This window comes from Cytophaga hutchinsonii ATCC 33406, assembly GCF_000014145.1.
Classification (GTDB): domain Bacteria; phylum Bacteroidota; class Bacteroidia; order Cytophagales; family Cytophagaceae; genus Cytophaga; species Cytophaga hutchinsonii.
Map to the genome: position 1 here is coordinate 3,463,586 of NC_008255.1, position 18,989 is coordinate 3,482,574.

The 18,989-nt window shown below is 36.5% G+C and carries 20 protein-coding genes; 5 read left to right on the plus strand and 15 right to left on the minus strand.

Annotation, left to right across the window (positions count from 1 at the left end; genetic code table 11):
* Positions 1-34: 34 nt before the first annotated feature.
* Positions 35-973 (plus strand): malate dehydrogenase, encoded by a 939-nt coding sequence (gene mdh, locus CHU_RS14680; RefSeq protein WP_011586371.1) that lies wholly within the window; start codon positions 35-37, stop codon positions 971-973.
* 95 nt (positions 974-1,068) lie between these two features.
* Here mdh and CHU_RS14685 read toward each other — a convergent pair whose 3' ends face one another.
* The 5 genes from CHU_RS14685 to CHU_RS14705 form a co-directional block, all read right to left on the minus strand.
* Positions 1,069-1,767: a T9SS type A sorting domain-containing protein gene (locus tag CHU_RS14685; RefSeq protein WP_049755580.1), complete on the minus strand. Its 699-nt coding sequence runs from the start codon at positions 1,765-1,767 to the stop codon at positions 1,069-1,071.
* A gap of 93 nt (positions 1,768-1,860) precedes the next feature.
* Positions 1,861-2,508 (minus strand): class I SAM-dependent methyltransferase, encoded by a 648-nt coding sequence (locus tag CHU_RS14690; RefSeq protein WP_011586373.1) that lies wholly within the window; start codon positions 2,506-2,508, stop codon positions 1,861-1,863.
* A gap of 138 nt (positions 2,509-2,646) precedes the next feature.
* Entirely contained in the window at positions 2,647-2,889 is a 243-nt protein-coding gene (locus CHU_RS18990; RefSeq protein ID WP_049755581.1) for a TM2 domain-containing protein, read from the minus strand.
* 5 nt (positions 2,890-2,894) lie between these two features.
* The gene (locus CHU_RS14700; protein WP_011586375.1) at positions 2,895-3,458 is read right to left on the minus strand and encodes an acyl-CoA thioesterase; all 564 of its coding nucleotides are present in this window, start codon (positions 3,456-3,458) and stop codon (positions 2,895-2,897) included.
* 1 nt (position 3,459) lies between these two features.
* Entirely contained in the window at positions 3,460-4,176 is a 717-nt protein-coding gene (locus CHU_RS14705) for a phenylalanine 4-monooxygenase (protein WP_041932432.1), read from the minus strand.
* Between the two features lie 164 nt (positions 4,177-4,340).
* Between CHU_RS14705 and CHU_RS14710 the strand changes: the two genes are divergently transcribed.
* Both CHU_RS14710 and CHU_RS14715 read left to right on the plus strand, forming a co-directional pair.
* Positions 4,341-5,606, plus strand: coding sequence for a CHASE2 domain-containing protein (locus CHU_RS14710; RefSeq protein ID WP_238379294.1), 1,266 nt, complete (start codon positions 4,341-4,343; stop codon positions 5,604-5,606).
* Between the two features lie 2 nt (positions 5,607-5,608).
* The gene (locus tag CHU_RS14715) at positions 5,609-6,541 is read left to right on the plus strand and encodes a hypothetical protein (RefSeq protein ID WP_011586378.1); all 933 of its coding nucleotides are present in this window, start codon (positions 5,609-5,611) and stop codon (positions 6,539-6,541) included.
* 78 nt (positions 6,542-6,619) lie between these two features.
* On the opposite strand, the gene CHU_RS14720 is transcribed toward CHU_RS14715, so the two are convergent.
* The 6 genes from CHU_RS14720 to CHU_RS14745 all read right to left on the minus strand — a co-directional run bounded on the left by CHU_RS14720 (position 6,620) and on the right by CHU_RS14745 (position 13,805).
* Positions 6,620-7,030: a response regulator gene (locus CHU_RS14720; RefSeq protein ID WP_011586379.1), complete on the minus strand. Its 411-nt coding sequence runs from the start codon at positions 7,028-7,030 to the stop codon at positions 6,620-6,622.
* Positions 7,031-7,033: 3 nt separating this feature from the next.
* Positions 7,034-8,419: a PAS domain-containing sensor histidine kinase gene (locus CHU_RS14725; RefSeq protein ID WP_011586380.1), complete on the minus strand. Its 1,386-nt coding sequence runs from the start codon at positions 8,417-8,419 to the stop codon at positions 7,034-7,036.
* A gap of 145 nt (positions 8,420-8,564) precedes the next feature.
* Positions 8,565-10,235, minus strand: a complete 1,671-nt coding sequence (locus CHU_RS14730) for a LysM peptidoglycan-binding domain-containing protein (protein WP_238379295.1) — start codon at positions 10,233-10,235, stop codon at positions 8,565-8,567.
* A gap of 87 nt (positions 10,236-10,322) precedes the next feature.
* Positions 10,323-10,970, minus strand: coding sequence for an O-methyltransferase (locus CHU_RS14735; protein WP_011586382.1), 648 nt, complete (start codon positions 10,968-10,970; stop codon positions 10,323-10,325).
* On the minus strand, positions 10,970-12,208 hold the full coding sequence (locus tag CHU_RS14740) for a M16 family metallopeptidase (RefSeq protein WP_011586383.1): 1,239 nt from the start codon (positions 12,206-12,208) through the stop codon (positions 10,970-10,972). The genes CHU_RS14735 and CHU_RS14740 overlap by 1 nt, the downstream gene beginning before the upstream one ends.
* A 37-nt stretch (positions 12,209-12,245) precedes the next feature.
* On the minus strand, positions 12,246-13,805 hold the full coding sequence (locus tag CHU_RS14745) for a S8 family peptidase (RefSeq protein WP_011586384.1): 1,560 nt from the start codon (positions 13,803-13,805) through the stop codon (positions 12,246-12,248).
* 43 nt (positions 13,806-13,848) lie between these two features.
* Between CHU_RS14745 and CHU_RS14750 the strand changes: the two genes are divergently transcribed.
* Complete coding sequence (locus CHU_RS14750) at positions 13,849-15,135, plus strand: aminopeptidase P family protein (protein ID WP_011586385.1); 1,287 nt, start codon at positions 13,849-13,851, stop codon at positions 15,133-15,135.
* Between the two features lie 132 nt (positions 15,136-15,267).
* Positions 15,268-16,143 (plus strand): leucine-rich repeat domain-containing protein, encoded by an 876-nt coding sequence (locus tag CHU_RS18995; RefSeq protein WP_011586386.1) that lies wholly within the window; start codon positions 15,268-15,270, stop codon positions 16,141-16,143.
* 192 nt (positions 16,144-16,335) lie between these two features.
* On the opposite strand, the gene tsf is transcribed toward CHU_RS18995, so the two are convergent.
* The 4 genes from tsf to rplM form a co-directional block, all read right to left on the minus strand.
* Positions 16,336-17,172: a translation elongation factor Ts gene (tsf, locus tag CHU_RS14760; protein WP_011586387.1), complete on the minus strand. Its 837-nt coding sequence runs from the start codon at positions 17,170-17,172 to the stop codon at positions 16,336-16,338.
* 96 nt (positions 17,173-17,268) lie between these two features.
* Positions 17,269-18,033 (minus strand): 30S ribosomal protein S2, encoded by a 765-nt coding sequence (gene rpsB / locus CHU_RS14765; RefSeq protein WP_011586388.1) that lies wholly within the window; start codon positions 18,031-18,033, stop codon positions 17,269-17,271.
* A gap of 24 nt (positions 18,034-18,057) precedes the next feature.
* Positions 18,058-18,444, minus strand: coding sequence for a 30S ribosomal protein S9 (gene rpsI, locus CHU_RS14770; RefSeq protein ID WP_011586389.1), 387 nt, complete (start codon positions 18,442-18,444; stop codon positions 18,058-18,060).
* An 11-nt stretch (positions 18,445-18,455) separates the two neighbouring features.
* Positions 18,456-18,899: a 50S ribosomal protein L13 gene (rplM, locus tag CHU_RS14775; RefSeq protein ID WP_011586390.1), complete on the minus strand. Its 444-nt coding sequence runs from the start codon at positions 18,897-18,899 to the stop codon at positions 18,456-18,458.
* Positions 18,900-18,989: the final 90 nt, after the last annotated feature.

The following is an 18,989-nucleotide window of genomic DNA, read 5'->3' on the forward strand; positions in this document are numbered from 1 at the left end:
TCTAAAATAATTGAATCTAACCATAATATAAATCATGAAAGTAACAGTAGTTGGTGCTGGTAATGTTGGTGCTACTTGCGCAGACGTATTAGCATACAGAGAAATTGTAAATGAAGTAATTCTACTTGATATTAAAGAAGGTGTAGCAGAAGGCAAAGCTTTGGATATCTGGCAGAAAGCTCCAATCACACAGTACGACACTAAAACAACAGGTGTAACAAATGATTATTCTAAAACAGCTAATTCAGATGTAGTCGTGATCACTTCAGGTTTACCACGTAAGCCAGGTATGACACGTGATGATTTGATCTCTACAAACGCTGGTATTGTTAGAGCTGTAACTGAAAGCGTTGTTAAGTATTCTCCGAATGCGATCATTATTGTGGTATCAAACCCGTTAGACGTAATGACGTATTGCGCGCACATCACATCAAAATTACCAAGAAATAAAGTTATCGGCATGGCGGGTGTTCTTGACACAGCCCGTTACCGTGCATTCCTTGCAGACGAAATCGGCTGTTCTCCAAAAGAGATTCAGGGTATGTTATTAGGTGGCCATGGTGATACAATGGTTCCGCTTCCCCGTTACACAACGGTTGGTGGTATTCCGGTAACTGAATTGGTAGAAGCAGATAAATTAAACGCAATCATCGAACGCACTAAAAATGGTGGTGGTGAATTAGTAAAATTAATGGGTACTTCTGCATGGTATGCACCGGGTGCAGCGGCAGCCCAGATGGTTGAAGCGATCGTAAAAGATCAGAAAAAAATCATCCCGGTTTGTATCAAGCTTGAAGGTGAATACGGCATAGACGACTGTTATTTAGGTGTTCCTGCAGTAATCGGTAAAAACGGTATTGAAAAAGTAATTGAATTGAAATTGAATGCCGAAGAAAAAGCATTGATGGAAACTTCAAGAAAACACGTTAAAGAAGTAATGAATGTACTGGATGGTTTACCGCAACAAGCGTAACACATACAAAACGTATATATAATAAAGAAGCCCATGAGTTAACTCATGGGCTTCTTTATTATATATACGAGCAGGTTTTTAATAACCCGTTGTATTTATTCCTGGATGATAATTTTTTCAGATACAACACCTTTGTTTGTGTACAAACGCACAAGTAACAATCCTTTTAAAGAAGTTGTGAATTCCTTTGAAGCAAACTCTTCTGTCTGGCCTGAAACGCTGCTTACAACAATTCTTTCTACTTCAACATTTTCAGCAGATACATGCATCTTACCGTCGTTAGAAGGATTTGGATATAAGCTCAAACCAATTTCTGAAGCTTTTGTAACTGCAGTAGTTTTATTTGTAAATGTATATTTTATACTACCTGAATAGGTATTATCTGACGGATCATTACTGGTTAAATTTAAGGTTACAAGTTTACCGGCGCCATTTGTTGCCGAAGGTGAAATAGCGACCTTAAACGATTCCGAAGATCCTGCTGCGATTGTGCCCGTTAATGTGGATTCATCTATCGTAAAATCACTCGCACCAGTACCGGAAAGGTTAATGTATTTACCTGCAACCTTTGTAAGGGTTAATGTACTCGAACCCGTGTTTTTAATAGTAACATCTAATGGGAAAAAGCCCTGTATAAGATCCTGATAAGATGATGCGTCGAATTGTCCGTTATTTTCAATTATGTTTTTAACATTAAATATTGTAACCGATACTTCAACAGTCTGCGCATGCACAGATAGCGCGGCAACAGCAGCAAGAACGAATAAGCTGATTTTTTGTAAGATTGTTTTCATAGTGTATTTTTTTAATAGCGATTGTACAAAATACACTTTTTCTGATAAGAAATAAAGAAAATATAGAATATTTTAAACAAGTTAGGAGGAAGTTTATTTCATCAGAATATACATGGTACGCTTTTTATCTGTAGCAGTCTCATAATTAATTTCATCCACGCGCGTAAAACCGGCAGCATCTGCATACTCTTTAACCTCTGAACTGAGCGGAATGTAACATTCAATCTCACCAAAATCGGTTGTTAACTTAATGCGTTGCTGATCGATATGATCTGCAATTGTTTTAATTCCTATACGTGGAATATCAATAAATAATTTACCCTTCTGGGTTAGCAGTTCATGTATATGTTTAATCACTGCCGCTTGTTCTTCTACCGAAAAATCAATCATTCCGGACCACATCCATAATGCAGCATCAATTTGATGATCAAAAGACACTTTATAAATATCGCCTTCAACTATTTTAATAGTAGATGAATAAACGGCCCGCAGATGTTCGCATAACTTCGGACTCTGTTCTACTGCAATTATTTTACCCTGATGCTTTTTAGCTAATAAAAAGTCAATGCAGCGGCCGTAACCAGCACCTATCTCTGCAATATTTTCTGTTGGCTGTATATATCGATATGCAATTTCCAAATCAACAAACGTACTGAAACCTCCGTCTTTCGCAAGTGCCTGAAAAGTATCCAGGCCAATCCGATTATAAAAATTAAAATTCTTTTCGTTTATCTGTTCCATGTCAATTCAAATATGCGCTCTTATACTGTTCGTAAAATCCGGTTAATTCTATTCGAACAATAACGCAAGTAGAATATCAAAATGTATGCCTAATATGTATTTATTTCTTTGAAAAATGCATTATTTATCTCAATTAGCTTATGATAAAGGCTTTCCGTCAGCCATAGACATTTCGTTTAACGCAATTTTCACCAGATCATATAACGACCAGATGCCTAAACCTCCAAGTGTAATAAATTGTAAGATCCAGGTTTTATATCCCATCATAAAACGGTGCCCGCCGGCAAAACCAAACAATAAGCAAACAATATACATACGTGTGCGTGGTTGCACATCGGCGTTTTTAAGATAATACGGTAATGAATTTATTTTTTCAAACATAAAATTTAATGTACAATCTGGCAACGCTCGTGTTTTAAAAGATCCATATCATGTTCTTCAGAATGCGGTTCATCGCCTAATTTTTTTAATTCTTTTTTATAGAATTCTTTTATTTCTTTGCGCTTCATCGCATCCAGAAAATTTTTAACCTCTTCTTTTGATTCAAGAATTAAACCAGGCACTTTTTTTATCTGATCGGTTTGATCTTTAGATACCATGGTAAAGTAAGAAGTGTTGGTATGGCGTACCGTTGAGGTATGTACATTTTCAGCAATAACTTTGATGCCTATTACCATAGAACTGTTCCCTACATAATGCACGGACGCGATCAAAGCAACCAGCTCCCCTACTTCTATCGGCTGAAGGAAATCAACCGTATCAACGGATACGGTTACACAATAGCCGGATGAGTGTTTGGAAGCACAAGCATACGCAGCCTTATCCATAAGCGACAACAAAATACCACCGTGAATTTTGCCTCCAAAGTTTGCATACGATGGAATCATTAATTCAGTAATGGTTGTTTGCGAAAACTTAACCGTTCTATAAAACTTTTTATCTTCTGTCATATTATTTCAAACGATTCGCCAATTCCGATTTAATGGTATCCATTGAAGCCAGCAGCTGTTCGTAAGAACTTATAACAAAATATTTTTCCTGGAAATGATTTTTAACATAGGGTGTATCCATAATGATTGAAACATTATGATCGTATTTCGGAACACCTGCATTCAACGCATAAGAAGCCTCATTACGTGAGGTGATCATATGTGCACCATAGATACGCAATGATTTATTGGCTTCAATCAAACCATACTGAATGGTATGCCAGTACACACGTTTCAAATATAAAATTGCCTTCGGATCGTTAATGTATGTTAAGGCTAATTCCCCTAATTGTTCCAAATACAGGCAATAGGTTGGAATATACAGCAAAGAGGTGTGACCAAATACATCATGAAAAATATCATATTCATCTTCCATTTTATCGACCTGATCAATACTGCGGACCCATGTTCTGCAAGGATATAACTTGTCTGCCAGCATGCTTATGAATTGCGTATCGTCAACCATATCTTCCAATGGCACAATTCTCCAATCCGTGTGCTTTGCAAGGTGTTCATTTATTTCCTCCACATTCGGCACACGATCGCCGGGTAATCCTATGGTCCGAATTCCGATCATTACGCTTTCGTCTGCAACATCACCTAAAAAATTTAAGATTCTACTATAGGCAGTTGCCCAGATCTTATTTTCTTCTTCTGTGTAATTATGAATTTGATCCATTGAATAATATTTGTTTGCCTCCAAATTTAAGGAATTGAAGTGAATTTATGTTACAATTCAAAGCTGTGAATTAAAATATAAAATTCTCCGGTTTAATTTTAAAGCTAACAAATATGTAGAATTCGGCTAAAATTGTATCTTTATCATTCAACAGTTTTGTTTTTATGACTTTTAAAAAGCTTTTCAAGGAGACTTTTTTAGTAATGGCCTGGATTCTGGGTTTTATGGGCAGCATTACACTTATTTTTACGTATACTCCTGTTCATAGTCTGGATGTTTTCAGTCCGATTTCGGATGCGTTCAAAGATTTTGAACTTACAGACATGTATTTTTCCCAGTTTAAAGAAAATGAAGATGTTGAAGACAATATTGTGTTGGTAAATATTGGTAATCTGGATCGTGGCGGAGTAGCAGCACTCGTTAATACGTTAAATGGCTTTGAACCTAAAGCAATTGGAATAGATGCATTTTTCAGACATCCTAAAGATCCGGACCTGGACTCTGCACTGGCACAGGCTTTCTCACGTACAAAAAATCTGGTTTTAGTTTCTGAACTGATCGAAAATCATGCAACCGGAACGATAGACAGCATTAAATACTCCAATAACATGTTTATGCAGTATGCCGAACCGGGTTTTGCAGATATGATTGCAGAAGGAAAACATAGCCTGAATACAGCCCGTGACTGTATTCCGAAAGAAATTAAAAATGGAGATACGGTTTTATCCTTTCCGTCTAAACTGGTAAGTATTTATGCTCCTGAGAAATTAAAGAGGTATTTAGCAAGAAATCATGATGTTGAAGCCATAAACTACGAAGGCAATATTAATGTTCATGATGAAGGAAGTACCTCAAATTCAAAAACTGTTTTTACCGCACTGGATTGGTACGAAGTTTTGGATTCACAATTTACACCTGAAACAATTAAAGGAAAAATTGTAATTATGGGTTTTATGGGTGCAGAAATTGGTCAGAACAACTGGCAGGATAAATTTTGCACCCCGTTGAATAGCCAATATGTAGGCCGGACAGCACCCGATATGTATGGAGTTGTTGTCCATGCGAATATTGTCTCCATGATTCTGAAAGAGAAATATATTAATGATATGCCTGACTGGCTCAACTGGTCTCTATCCTTAATACTGATATTTATTATGATCTGGGGATTCAATTGGTTGTATTTGAACACAGCAGAATGGTGGGATGGTATTTCGATGATTTTATCGCTTATAGGCGTAATTTTGCTTTCAGCCTTTATGGTTCTCATATTCCATTTCTATAGTTACACATTTGATATTGCACTTGCATCCGTGGCATTATTATTGTCTGGTAACCTGATAGAAATATATTGGGGAATACTTAAGCCCCTTTATATGAGAACAAAAGAAAAAAATGTATCTTTACTTAATCAAAATAAAACCGGAGAATAATTATGAAAACTCTATCTCTCATATTTTTACTTTTTGCGAGTACAATTTCATCTTTCGCACAAGATGAAATTTTTAAAGTACTGATTACAAAAGGTGGAAACAAAGCTATCGTTGCATCAACAGGTTCAACCCAGGATTTGATCGTTGGGAAGAAGTTATATGCATCTGATAAAGTGGTTATCCCTACGGGCGGATACCTTGGGTTGTCGCATAAAAGCGGTAAAACCATCGAACTTAAAACACCAGGTACCTATGAGGTAACTCAATTGGTAGCACAGGTGAACACGCAGAATGCAAGTGTTAGTTCAAAATATGTAACGTATGTTGCAGGCCAGATGACTGCAAACAACGAAGATTTAGCGGCAAACCGTTACAAACACATGGCTGTAACAGGATCGGTTGAAAGAGCTACAGACAAAATCAAACCTGTTGCTCCAAGCCAGGCCGTTGTGTTAGATGAACTTGCGATTCTTAAATGGAACCCGGTTAAAGTTGCTAAAGAACCTGCAAAAATGTATGTAGTTACGTTCTACAACATGTTTGATGAAGAACTTATGACGCAGGAAACAAGCGATACTCAACTTGTTGTTGATTTAGCGAAGCTAAACCTGAAAACAGAAAAAAACATTGTTTGGATTGTAAAAGTTAAAGAAGCACCTTCTGTACATTCTGATAAATATAATCTTCAGTATGTTTCGGATGAAAAGAAAGCAACCGATCTGCATAATCAATTTTCAGCGTTAAAAACAGAGTTGACTGAACCTACGGCATTAAATAAAATGGTGTTAGCTTCATTCTGCGCAGAGAACAAACTTACATTAAATGCAATGGAATACTACGAAGAAGCTATCGCATTGCAGCCTGAAGTAGACGAGTTTAAAATCATTTACGGCAAATATTTATCCGACAGCGGCCTTGCGAAAGCAAAACAATAATATCTACCCGGTTAAAACATAAAAAAAGCTGCTCAATAATTGAGCAGCTTTTTTTATGTCTGTTAAGCAGCAATCTGTTTAAACCATCTTCTTTAATTCAGCAATTGAATCTTCTGATAAGGGTTTTGTAATGAAATGAACGACATAATCATTATCAACGATGCGGTCAATATCTTTTTTATTATCAGAGCTCGACAAGACAATGATTTTACATCGTTCTTTTATTGATTCAGGAAAACTTTCAAATTCAAATAAGAATACAAAACCATCAACAATCGGCATATTAATATCTAAAAAAATAACCTCCGGAATTAATTCAGAATTTGATTGATTTGCTTCCAAATATTCTAAGGCGCTTTTGCCGGAATTTTTCACAATAATATTTTTGGAGAAATTCCCCATTTCTAATACTCTTCTATGAATGAAATTATCTGTTTCATTATCATCAACAAGCATTACTAATTTCTTGTACGTAGATTCTGCAGCCATTATTTAACGTGTTAACAAATTTGGTATTTCAACTGTAAATGTTGATTCTTTATCAGGTATTGAATGTAATGTTATTGTACCTTCAAGTTTATCAATCGCACTTTTAACTATATATAAGCCTAAGCCCGACCCTTGTGATTTCTCAGATGCCCTGAAAAACATCTGAAAAATTTTATTATGATATTCATCTGCAATTCCTGAACCGTTGTCTTTAATTACAATACAAGCCGCCGTTTCAGAAACCTCAATTTTAACGTTAATATAAGGATTATTACTATCAAACCTATGATACTTGTAGGCATTTGACAATAAATTACTCACAATAGTTTCTACTCTATTCGGATCAGAATAAAATAAACTTTGCTGGCTGATATTTCTTTCAAATGAAATAAAGCGGGCATTGTCGTCATATTTCAAGTTGTTTTCAATTTTGGTAATTAATTCCTTAAAGTCAATAGATTCTTTTATAACCTCCATCCGGCTATTTCTGGAAAATTGTGTAAGATCCTTTATAAAAATATCCATATTATGAATACTTCTGACCATCATATCCAAGTACAATTTTACCGTATCTTCTGTATTTTCCTTTTGGGATAAATTAATTAAACCCAACATGGACCGCAAAGGAGCCTTTAAATCATGGGAAACCTTATATACAAAACTATCCAATTCATAGTTTGTATTAATTAATTCATTTTCTGTCTGAATACGCTTGCTGATATCATGACAGTTAACAATGATGCCATTGATCAGGGGATCATTTAAAAAATTTACCGCGTTTACTTCACAATGTATGATTTGTCCATTTTTATGAATAAGCTTCAGATCATTTATCGCGTAGGTAATTCCGTGGTTTTTGAGTACTTCTTTAATCATTACACGATCTCTGAATTCAATAAACTTATTGGAATTTTCTCCCAGCACCGAATCAATCTCATACCCCAGCATCTTTTTTATGGCCGGGCTTATAAATTTTATTTTGAAGTCTGAGCTTAATACAATGATAATATCAAATGCATTTTCAACTAATATTTTGAATTTTCTTTCACGGTCAAGCAACAGGCGCTGCTCAATAACCCCCTTCGTAATGTCGCGTATAATTGCCTGGTGCGAACCATCATCGAATAACCGCACACTCATTTCGCCATAAAAAGTTGAGTTGTCTTTACGCACAAATTCCTGCTGTATAACAACTCCTTTTTCTTCTATAATGTTACTTGAAAACGTACTGAAGAGATCTGTTTTAGAAACAATCAGATCACTGATTGATTTATCTTTCAGCTCTACTTCTTCATAACCAAAAAGTATTTGTGCACTTGGATTTGCGTATGTAATAAGGCCTTTATGATTTACCCAATAGATTGCATCCGATGCCTCGTTCAAGAGCATCTTATACTTACTGCTTTCAATTTTAAAGGTTTTCGTATCCCCTCTGCGGGTTATCGCTTTTATAACGCGACTAATCTTATTTAACATACACCAAATACAGGAAAGTCGCCGGACCCATTATCATACGTATGCTGATCCGGATAGATTAGGGAATATACAATTTTAATTGCTGACCCGGTTTAAGGTTATAATCTGGCAAGCCATTCCATTTTTTAATATCCTCAGTACCAACATTATATTGCTTTGAAATTTTATAAGCTGTTTCACCGGTTTGTACAACATGTGTAATTTCCCGACGCTCTTTTGATTTGAAACCAACAATTAATTTCTGGTTTAATTGAATTGCGTAGCCATTCAGGTGGTTCCATTCGCGGATACTGTCTGAATCAATCTCATATTTCCGGGACAAACCAAATACAGTCTCACCGCTTTGCACCACATGAAAAACCGTATCGCGTTTTATTTTTGCTTCAGCAGCAGCAGCAGGAAGCGTTATTACCGGAGTTTCTTTAACAACAGGTTTTACAGTTTCCTTTTCAACAGGTTTCTTTTGAACAGGCTCAACATATACCGGCAGCGGTGTTTTATATTCAATCGGTGTTGTCTCCGGACGTGTATCTCTCAACCACAACACTCTGTTTTCTTTAACCGCTTCCTTTTTACTAAGCCGGTTATGCTTACGTATAGAGTTTGTTGTTACAGCATATTTTTGAGCAATGGAATTTATTGTTTCTCCTTTTAAAACCGTGTGATAAGCAACCAATGCTTTTTTTCGTTTCAATTGTAAATAATAAAAACTACCCGGCTGAACAGTTTCAAACCCTTTCATTTCATTGAAATATAAAAAAGCACTTTTTGTTAATCCAGACTTTATAATCAGAGAATTTATATCATCACCCTTTACGGCTTTAATTGCCTTCACTTTATTAATAGCCACAAAGATCGGGATGTTCATAGAATCCGTGTACGTTTTAATATCCGGAAACGTCTTTGGCATTACAACGGTCTTCGGAGTCGAACCTGTACTTACTACCGGCTCATCTGCTACAGGTGCAGACACTTCTATGTTAGGTTTGGTGCCGTGTGCAGATGGAATGATAACAATATATTCTTTATCTCCCGGAACACGTGCCTGTGTGCACCATTTGTTGTATTCCTTCAACAAATCCAGTTCTACATTGGCCTGCCTTGCAATTTCGGTTAACGTTTTATCTTTAATACCGTTGGATTCAATTAAAGAAAGATCGGGATGATTTGCCTGCCCTACTAAATCTTCATAGGCAATTTTATACGCTAAAAAACGAATCACATACCAATGCATGTCATCATCAATGGTCATGTTTTTCTCACCAACATACTTCTGCTTCACATGCGACTTTACACCGCCCGGACCAACATTATAAGATAATAATGCATATACCCAGTTATCCAGTAATAAATTATTTTTCTTTAAATATTTCGCTGCGCCTCTGGAAGCATATGAAATGTGCTTACGCTCGTCAACCAGGCTATTTACCTGCACACCTACTTCAATGGCTGTTTCTTTTTTAAATTGCCAAAACCCGACAGCATTAGAACTGGACACCGCATCTGACACTAAGCTGGATTCCTGCAAGGCTAAATATTTAAACTCTTCAGGCATGCCTTCCTCATGAAACATACGTTCAATGATGGGGAAATATAAATTAGCGCGGTCTATTTTTTGCTGCAGGTATTTACCGCTTGCAAAAATCATGGTAACGTCTGCTTCTATTTTTCTTTTAGCAACAGCGGTTAACTGCAGTTTCATTCCTGCAAACTCAATTACATCAGGCACTGACGGCTTTGTGAATGTTTGTGCACTACATGTAAAAACGGCACAACAAATACTAAAAGCTACTATTATAAAACGTAACATGAATTATTATTTTTTTCGGATTATCGTTATACCATCTCTTACCGGCAGAATGATTTTTTCTATACGTGCGTCCTGAGCAATAAACGCATTAAAGGAATGAAGATTTCGGGTATCTTTATCTTTAGCCACTACTTCAGGAATAGCAACCTTTCCATTCCATAAGGTATTGTCAACCATAATAAAACCTCCAGCAGGTACCTTATCAAAAACCAAATGATAATAATTCAGGTAATTATGTTTGTCTGCATCTATGAATACCAGATCGAATAACCCTTCAAGCGATTCTGTTACTTTCATGGCATCGCCAATCAGATAGGTTATTGCCTTTGCTTTTTCTGATTCCATGAAGTACGCGCGTACACGATCTTCCAGCTCTTCGTTAATATCAATCGTAATCAATTCAGCGCCTGCCGGTAATCCTTCAGACAAACATAAGGCGGAGTAACCAGTAAATGTACCAATCTCAAGAATGCGTTTCGGCCGGATCATATGAGCCAGCATAGACAATACTCTTCCCTGATAATGGCCGGAAAGCATGCGCGGCATCAGCACCTCCGCATACGTTTCACGATTTACTTTTTTTAATAAATCAGATTCTATCGTGCTGTGTGCACGTATGTATTCTTCTATTAACGGATTTGTAATATCAATCATTATGCTTCTGGTTCATAAATCAACTTACTCATGCGCGCAGGATTCATCAACTGGTTGGCCAAGTCGTTAATAACTTCTGCCGATATGCCGTCTATCTTTTTTATGATATGATCAAACGAATCTATCTTACCAAAATCCAGATAGCTCTTGCCCATCATTTGCATAAAGTTACTGTTATTCTCTTCAGCCATTATCAACTGGCCTTTAATCTGTTCTTTTAAGCGATGCAGCTGAACTGTACTTAATTTCTTTTCCCTTACTTTTGCTATTTCTTTATGAAAAACATCCAGTGCTTTTTCAAATTGTTTTGATTCCGTAGCAAAATAAAAACTATACACACCCGTATCGATATAAGAAGTAAAGTTTGATTCTATGGTATATACATAGCCTTTCTTCTCTCGCATAGCCATGTTCAGCGTAGATGTCATACCCGGGCCTGCCAGCAGGTTTGACAATAAGAACAAACCCAATCTCCGCTCTTCTTTTATATTCAGCCCAAGACTGCCGATTACACAATGTGTTTGAGAAGCATCAATCTTTTTGATGAGGGTAGCTGGTTTAAAACCTCTGTTTTTTTCGCGTACCTTGGCTGAATGCTGCGCTTTCACATGAGGGATGTATTTATCTGTAATGTATTTTACCTCTGTAAAAGATTGCGGCGAAAGCACCACAAATGCAACTCTGCTTGTATCAATATTCTTTTTAAGAAATGATTTTAAATTCTGCTGCGTGAATGATTGCAGTGTCTTTTCGGTACCTAAAATATTATACCCTAATGAATGTTCCGGAAATATTAATGTTTCAAATTCATCCTGAATAGCGTCTTCCGGGTTATCTGCATACATATGCATTTCTTCAAGCACAACTTTTTTTTCTTTTTCAATTTCTTTTTCGGGAAAAATTGAATTGAAAGAAATATCCGTCAGCACGTCTGCTGCACGCTCCAGATACGTAAAAGGCAGTGATGCATGAAACCATATTTTTTCTTTGGTTGTATATGCATTTAAATCGCCTCCCACCTGCTCCAGGCTGCTTAGTATCTGAAATGTTTTACGTTTGTCAGTTCCTTTGAAAGCCATATGCTCCCAAAAATGTGCCAACCCTTGCGTTTTCAAATCTTCATCCCGGCTGCCCACATCAAAAATATAACCACAATGAGCAATACGGGTTGATAAAACCTGTTTATGCAGCAACGTTATCCCGTTGGGATATTGATAAACATTAAATTCTTTAGTCATCCGATATATTCAAGGTACCAGCGTACCTGTAGTAATTTTATTCCCAAATTATTTCAAGCGTTAAAAACTCGTCTGCAACAATTGTTGTACGTTCAGCATTTTTAGGTCGCTTTATCTTGAGCTTTCCTTTCTTTACCATTATTACTTGCTGATCAATTACAATCGTTTCATTTTTTTTATGGAACAGCACCAGTTCAACTTTTATGGATTTGTCGAATGTATGTTTAAAAACCTTTTTCGAATTATGAATCAGAACGGCTTTCCCAAAATCCGTATTTTGATCCTTGCTTAATACCAATGCACGATCAGCCTGCGGAATGCCATAACCTATAAAATTATTTCCGTATGGATACAGATGCGCTGAACGCTGAATAATTTCTTTTAACTGAACGTTGGTTAAGGTTGAATCATTGTTCATCATACAAGCAACAAATCCTGCTACAGCCGGACAAGAGAATGATGTACCGTTTGGAGAATAACAGGACACGTTCGGTTTCAGATACGGCAATGGTTCCGGGCCGATACTGCTGTAAGAAATGCGGTCCCAGGTGGAAGCTTTTGTAGCACCTACAGCTAAGGCTCCTTCAGCATCAGCTGGTGCCGAAATAATTCTCCATTGCGTGTCGCCTTCATTGCCGGCCGAAACAGCTAAGAAAATTCCCTTTTGATAAAATGCAATCTGCGCTGCTTTTGTGATACGTGCTGTCTTTCCATCCATTTCAGACTGCTTATAATTGTCATTCGGATCATCCATTTTAGTAGCATAACCCAACGAAGTGCTTATTAATCGAACGCCTAAGCTGTCCATCCACTCCATTGCCATGATCCACATATCTTCTTCGCCCCTGTACTCTCTTTCGCCGTTTTCAGTTCTTGCCAGATAAAAAGATGCATTAACAGCCATGCCGTATTGTGCTTTAATAGAGGTATCATAACCTGCAATCATCCGAACAACTTGCCTGCCGTGGTCGTCGGCAGATGTTGCTGCATTTACAATTAAGTCTGTTCTTGATTTATCAATAAAATCACGCTGTCCCAATATTTTTTTATCCTGCACTAAATAACTTGTTGCCGGATCTTCATGTAATTTGTAAAAACCTGCATCGATAACACCTACACGGATCCCCTTACCATCAATGCCTTTTTCATTAAACGCTTTTGATTTCATTTGTTTCATGGCAGCATGCATCAGTTCAGGAGCAATTTCCAGCTCATTTGTAGAAGATCCGACCAAATAAATATTCACCGGCTCAACAGAAGCAACAAAAGAAATCTGTTTTATTTGTTCGGCCTGTTCCCGTGTTAAGTTTGCAGTTACCGCATTCAGCCATTTTGATTTTGCAATGATTAAAACATCCAGCTTTGCAATTGAATCAATAAATATTTTTGAAACAGGAATATCTGTGTATTGATGTAATGGAATTGAATAAGCCGTTCTGTTTAAAATTGTTTGAGGGCTTAAATTGTTTTTATAATTATATCCAACAGTCTCTTTATCTTTGAATGAAATCCAATATTTTTGAATTTGAGCATTCGTTTGTAAAACAACAACAGAAAAAAACAGTACTGCACTTACCGCGCGAATAATAGTTTGCATAAATGTTCAATTATTAATTACTTCAAGTATAAATTTAATCAAAATGAGATACACGCCCATCGATAATAGCTTTTTTATTCAAAATAGGAGCAAATTAGCAGAAAAGTTAGTCCCGAACGCGTTAGCAATTTTTCATTCAAACGATATTTATCCGACCAATGCAGATGGCACGATGCCATTCAGACAAAACAACGATCTTTTTTATTTTTCCGGTATTGATCAGGAAGACACGATTCTATTAGTCTTTCCGGATGCATCTGATAAGCGATATAAAGAAGTATTGTTCATTCTTGAAACCAATGAACATCTGGCGATCTGGGAAGGAGCGAAGTTTTCAAAAGAAGAAGCAAAGAAATTATCGGGCATAGAAACCATATTCTGGTTTCATGAATTTGATGCAATATTAAAGCAGCTGGTGTATGATGCCACAACGATTTATTGCAATCAAAATGAACATGGCCGCGCTGAAAAGCTTATAGATACAAGGAATGACCGGTTTGTACAAACATGCAAAACACGTTATCCCCTGCACGAATACAAGCGTTTGGCCCCGCTCAGCAACGCATTGAGAAGTATCAAATCAAAATCAGAGATTGATACCATTCAAAAAGCATGTAACATAACTAAAGATGCGTTTGAGCGCATATTAAAATCCATTAAACCCGGAATAAAAGAATACGAAATAGAAGCCGATATCATTCATGAGTTTATAAAACAAGGTTCAAGAGGACACGCCTATCAGCCCATTATTGCAGCCGGTGCAAATGCATGTGTATTGCATTACATCCAAAACGATCAGGTATGTAAGGAAGGCGACTTGATCCTGATGGATTTTGGCGCTGAATACGGAAACTATGCCTCGGATTTAACACGTACTGTTCCCGTAAGCGGAAAATTTACGGCAAGACAAAAAGAAGTGTATACTTCTGTTTTAACCGTGTTCAAGCAAATCAAAAAATGTATTAAGCCAGGTGTTACGTTACAAGAACTTAATACCCAAACAGGTAAGTTTGTTACCGAAGAATTACTGCGTTTACATCTGCTTTCTAAAAAAGAGGTTGATGCACCAGATGGAAGCCTCGCATATAAAAAATACTTCATGCACGGAATTGGTCATCACTTAGGTTTGGATGTGCATGATGTGCATGTAAAAAATGAACCATTAAAAGAAGGTATGGTGATAACGCTTGAACCCGGAATTTACATTCCGGAAGAAGGTATAGGAATTCGTTTAGAGAATGATATTCTGTTAGTTACAAATGGGAATATCGATTTAATGGAACATATTCCGCTTGAGATTGAAGCTATCGAATCACTAATGAGTTCATAATTTGAATGTTATAAAAACCTCTTTTTTAAACGAATTTTAATCAAAAAAAGGACAACCAAGGCCGATTATTTTTCGTTAAAATAACCACTGTGACTTTAATTATTTCTTTTAAAGCTAACAACCGAAACCGCCATGAAAAAATTATTTACATATTCTTCTGTACTAGCCGTATTGATTTTTGGTTCATCTTTTAACCAACCGGATGCTAAAAATTATTATGAAACTGGTTTATCTAGCTTAAATCAAAAAGACTATATTAAAGCCATTGGTGACTTTACCAATGCAATTAGTATGAATCCTAAATTTGGTGATGCATATTACTATAGAGCCTACTCCAAAGAACTGTTAGGCAAAAAAATGGGATTTGTTAGTTCTGAACTTTGCTCCGATTTGATTTATTCTATGGTATACGGTAAGGATGAAGCTTCTGAAAAAATAAACGAATTGTGCACAGGCGAATGCTTTAATATGGAGTCTGCATTTATTGAACCGGAAATTGTTTACTGCGCGGATTTCAGCTCTAAAATTTTAACGGATATTCCGGATGGCGTTGAGAACCTGCATTACCTAGTTAAATTAAACATGTTCAATAACAAGCTTGTGACACTTTCTCAAAAATGGACATACTTAGATAAATTGATTTCACTTGATTTAGGCAGTAACCGTTTAACATTATTACCTCCGGTAATTGGTAAAATGACTGAGTTACAGGAATTAAACCTGAATAAAAACCAATTAACTACACTTCCGGTTGAAATCGGATCTCTATCCCACCTTAAGACGCTTACATTAAGACAAAATGCGTTAAAATCATTACCTCCGAATATTGGTTTGCTTAAAAATCTTCAGGATTTAGACTTAGCGTTAAACATGCTTACTACCTTACCTGCAGAAATTACCAATCTTAAAAATCTAAAGAAATTAATATTGGTTGGAAATGAAATCTCTGTAAAAGAGCAACAACGAATTAAATCATTATTACCAAATACTGAAATTGCATTCGAATAATGTTTGGTATAGCGGTAAAAAAAAGATCCTGTCAGTGTTACTGACAGGATCTTTTTTTATGTATCTCTCTCACGGCCTGAGAAGCAGAAGGCTATGTATAATAGACACAAAAAAGGTATCAGGAAATCCCGATACCTTTTTTCAATTATATGGTGTTAGTTGTTCAGTAAATAAACAACATGAAGCCAGTAATTAGCTTAAAGAAATACGAACGAATGCAGAAACAGTTAATCCTTTGTGGAAACCATCTAACATTTGAGAAATAGATTTTGAATTGTCTTTAACGAACTCTTGGTTTAAAAGCGTTGCGTCTTTGTAGAACTTGTTCAATTTACCTAAAGCGATTTTCTCAAGCATAGCTTCTGGCTTACCTTCTGCTCTAGCTTGTTCTTTACCGATTTCGATTTCACGTTCAACAGTTTTAGGATCCACGTCGTCTTTGTCAAGAGCAACAGGTTTCATAGCTGCAGCTTGCATAGCTACATCTCTGCCAGCTTCAGAACAATCTTTTCCGCCCGTGTTTTTCAATGCAACCATTACACCTAATTTACCATTTGAGTGGATATAAGGAACAACCTGTTCGCCATCCATAGAAACGTAAGAAGTAATAGTAACTTTTTCACCAATTTTACCTGTAAGGTCGATGATGTGTTCTTGTACTGTACGTCCGTCTGCTAATGGTAAAGCAGAAAGTTCTTCCGTTGTAGCAGGTTTTTTGGCAACTGCAACAGCCATAATTGCTTCAGAAAGATTTTTGAAATCAGCTACTTTAGAAACCGGTTCAGTTTCGCAAGCCAGCGCTACTAATTTACCGTTTTTACCATCTGCAGAAACAGTGATTGAAACAATACCTTCAGAAGTTGTATTTTCTGCACGTGCTGCAGATACTTTTTGTCCTTTTTTACGAAGAATATCGATAGCTGCTTCAAAGTCTCCACCAGATTCAGTAAGAGCTTTTTTGCAATCCATCATACCAGCACCAGTCATTGTTCTTAGCTTATTAACTTCAGCCGCAGTAATTGTTGACATGATTAAATGTGTTTGTTGTTTGAATTGATTTTATTTTCAAAAAAAATTGAACATTGGAGACCAATGTTCAATTTTAACTATGATTTAGAAAACTAATTATTGAATCTCAGCTTTATCAGAAGCTTTTTTAGATTCTTCGTCTTCTTTTAATTTAGCGTCATCTTTTTCTCTTTTTCTTTCAGACAATGCATCTTCAATTCCTTGACCGATTGCTTGCGTTAAGATAGAGATCGATTTGAATGCATCATCATTAGCAGGGATCGGGAAGTCTACGATTGTAGGATCAGAGTTTGTATCTACGATAGCAAATACAGGGATACCTAATTTCTTAGCTTCAGCGATTGCAATGTGTTCTTTTTTAACATCTACAACAAAGATAGCTGCAGGAAGACGTGTTAAGTCAGCGATACCGCCTAAAACTTTTTCAAGTTTTTCTTTTTCACGGCTTAATACAAGTCTTTCTTTTTTGTTTAAAGAACTGAATGCTTCATCCTTCATCATTTTCTCCATTGAAGACATTTTCTTCAATGATTTACGAACTGTTGCGAAGTTTGTTAGCATACCGCCTAACCAACGCTCTGTTGCGTAAGGCATTTTAAGTCTTTTAGCTTCAGCTGTAACAACTTCCTGAGCTTGTTTTTTAGTTGCAACGAACAAAACTTTACGTCCTGAACGAACAATTGTCTTAAGAGCTGCATTAGCTTCGTCTAAACAAACTAATGTTTTATTTAAGTCGATCAAATGAATGCCATTCTTCTCCATGAAGATATATGGTGCCATCTTTGGGTTCCACTTACGTGTAAGGTGACCAAAGTGAACGCCTGCATCCAATAAGTCTTTATATTCGATTTTCTTAGCCATCGTATTATAAAATAGAGAGAAATATTAACGTTTACTGAATTGGAATCTTTTACGAGCTTTTCTCTTACCGTATTTCTTACGTTCTACCATACGAGAATCTCTAGTCATTAAACCTTCTTTTCTCAAAGGAGATTTAAATTCACTGTTAACTAATACAAGCGCACGAGCAATACCCAAACGGATCGCTTCTGCCTGGCCAGTAACACCACCGCCTTGTACGTTTACATTAATATCATATTTACCGGCTTCAGCTACCAGGTTAAGAGGGCTCTCAACAGAGATCTGAAGTGGTTCCGTTTTAAAATATGTTTTGAAATCAAGACCGTTTACTACAATAGAACCTTTACCTGATTGCAGGTAAACGCGTGCTACTGACGTCTTTCTTCTTCCAATGGCGTTTAATACTTCCATCTAAACAATAATTACAGTTGAATAACTTTTGGTTGTTGTGCTTCGTGCGGGTGTTGAGTTCCTTCGAACACGTGAACGTGTCTGAATAATTCTCTACCAATACGATTTTTTGGCAACATACCTTTGATCGCTCTTTCAAGAACTTTCTCCGGATACTTTGCTAATGTTTCTTTTGGTGTCTGAAAACGCTGTCCACCTGGGTGACCTGTATGAGAAGTATAAACCTTATCATTCATTTTATTTCCAGTTAAACGAATTTTCTCAGCGTTGATAATGATGACATTGTCACCGCAATCTACGTGTGGAGTATAAGAAGGCTTATGCTTTCCTCTTAAAATCATTGCAACCTGGCTGGCAAAACGACCTAGTGTTTTACCTGCTGCATCAACAATAACCCAGTCCTTCTGAACTGTAGCCTTGTTTGCAAATGTTGTTTTGTAGCTAATGCTATCCATTTTCTTTAATCAATAAATAATTCGCCCTTCAATTCAAAAAGGGATACAAAGATACCTGTTTAGAAATTTAAATGCAAACCTAGTTCAAAA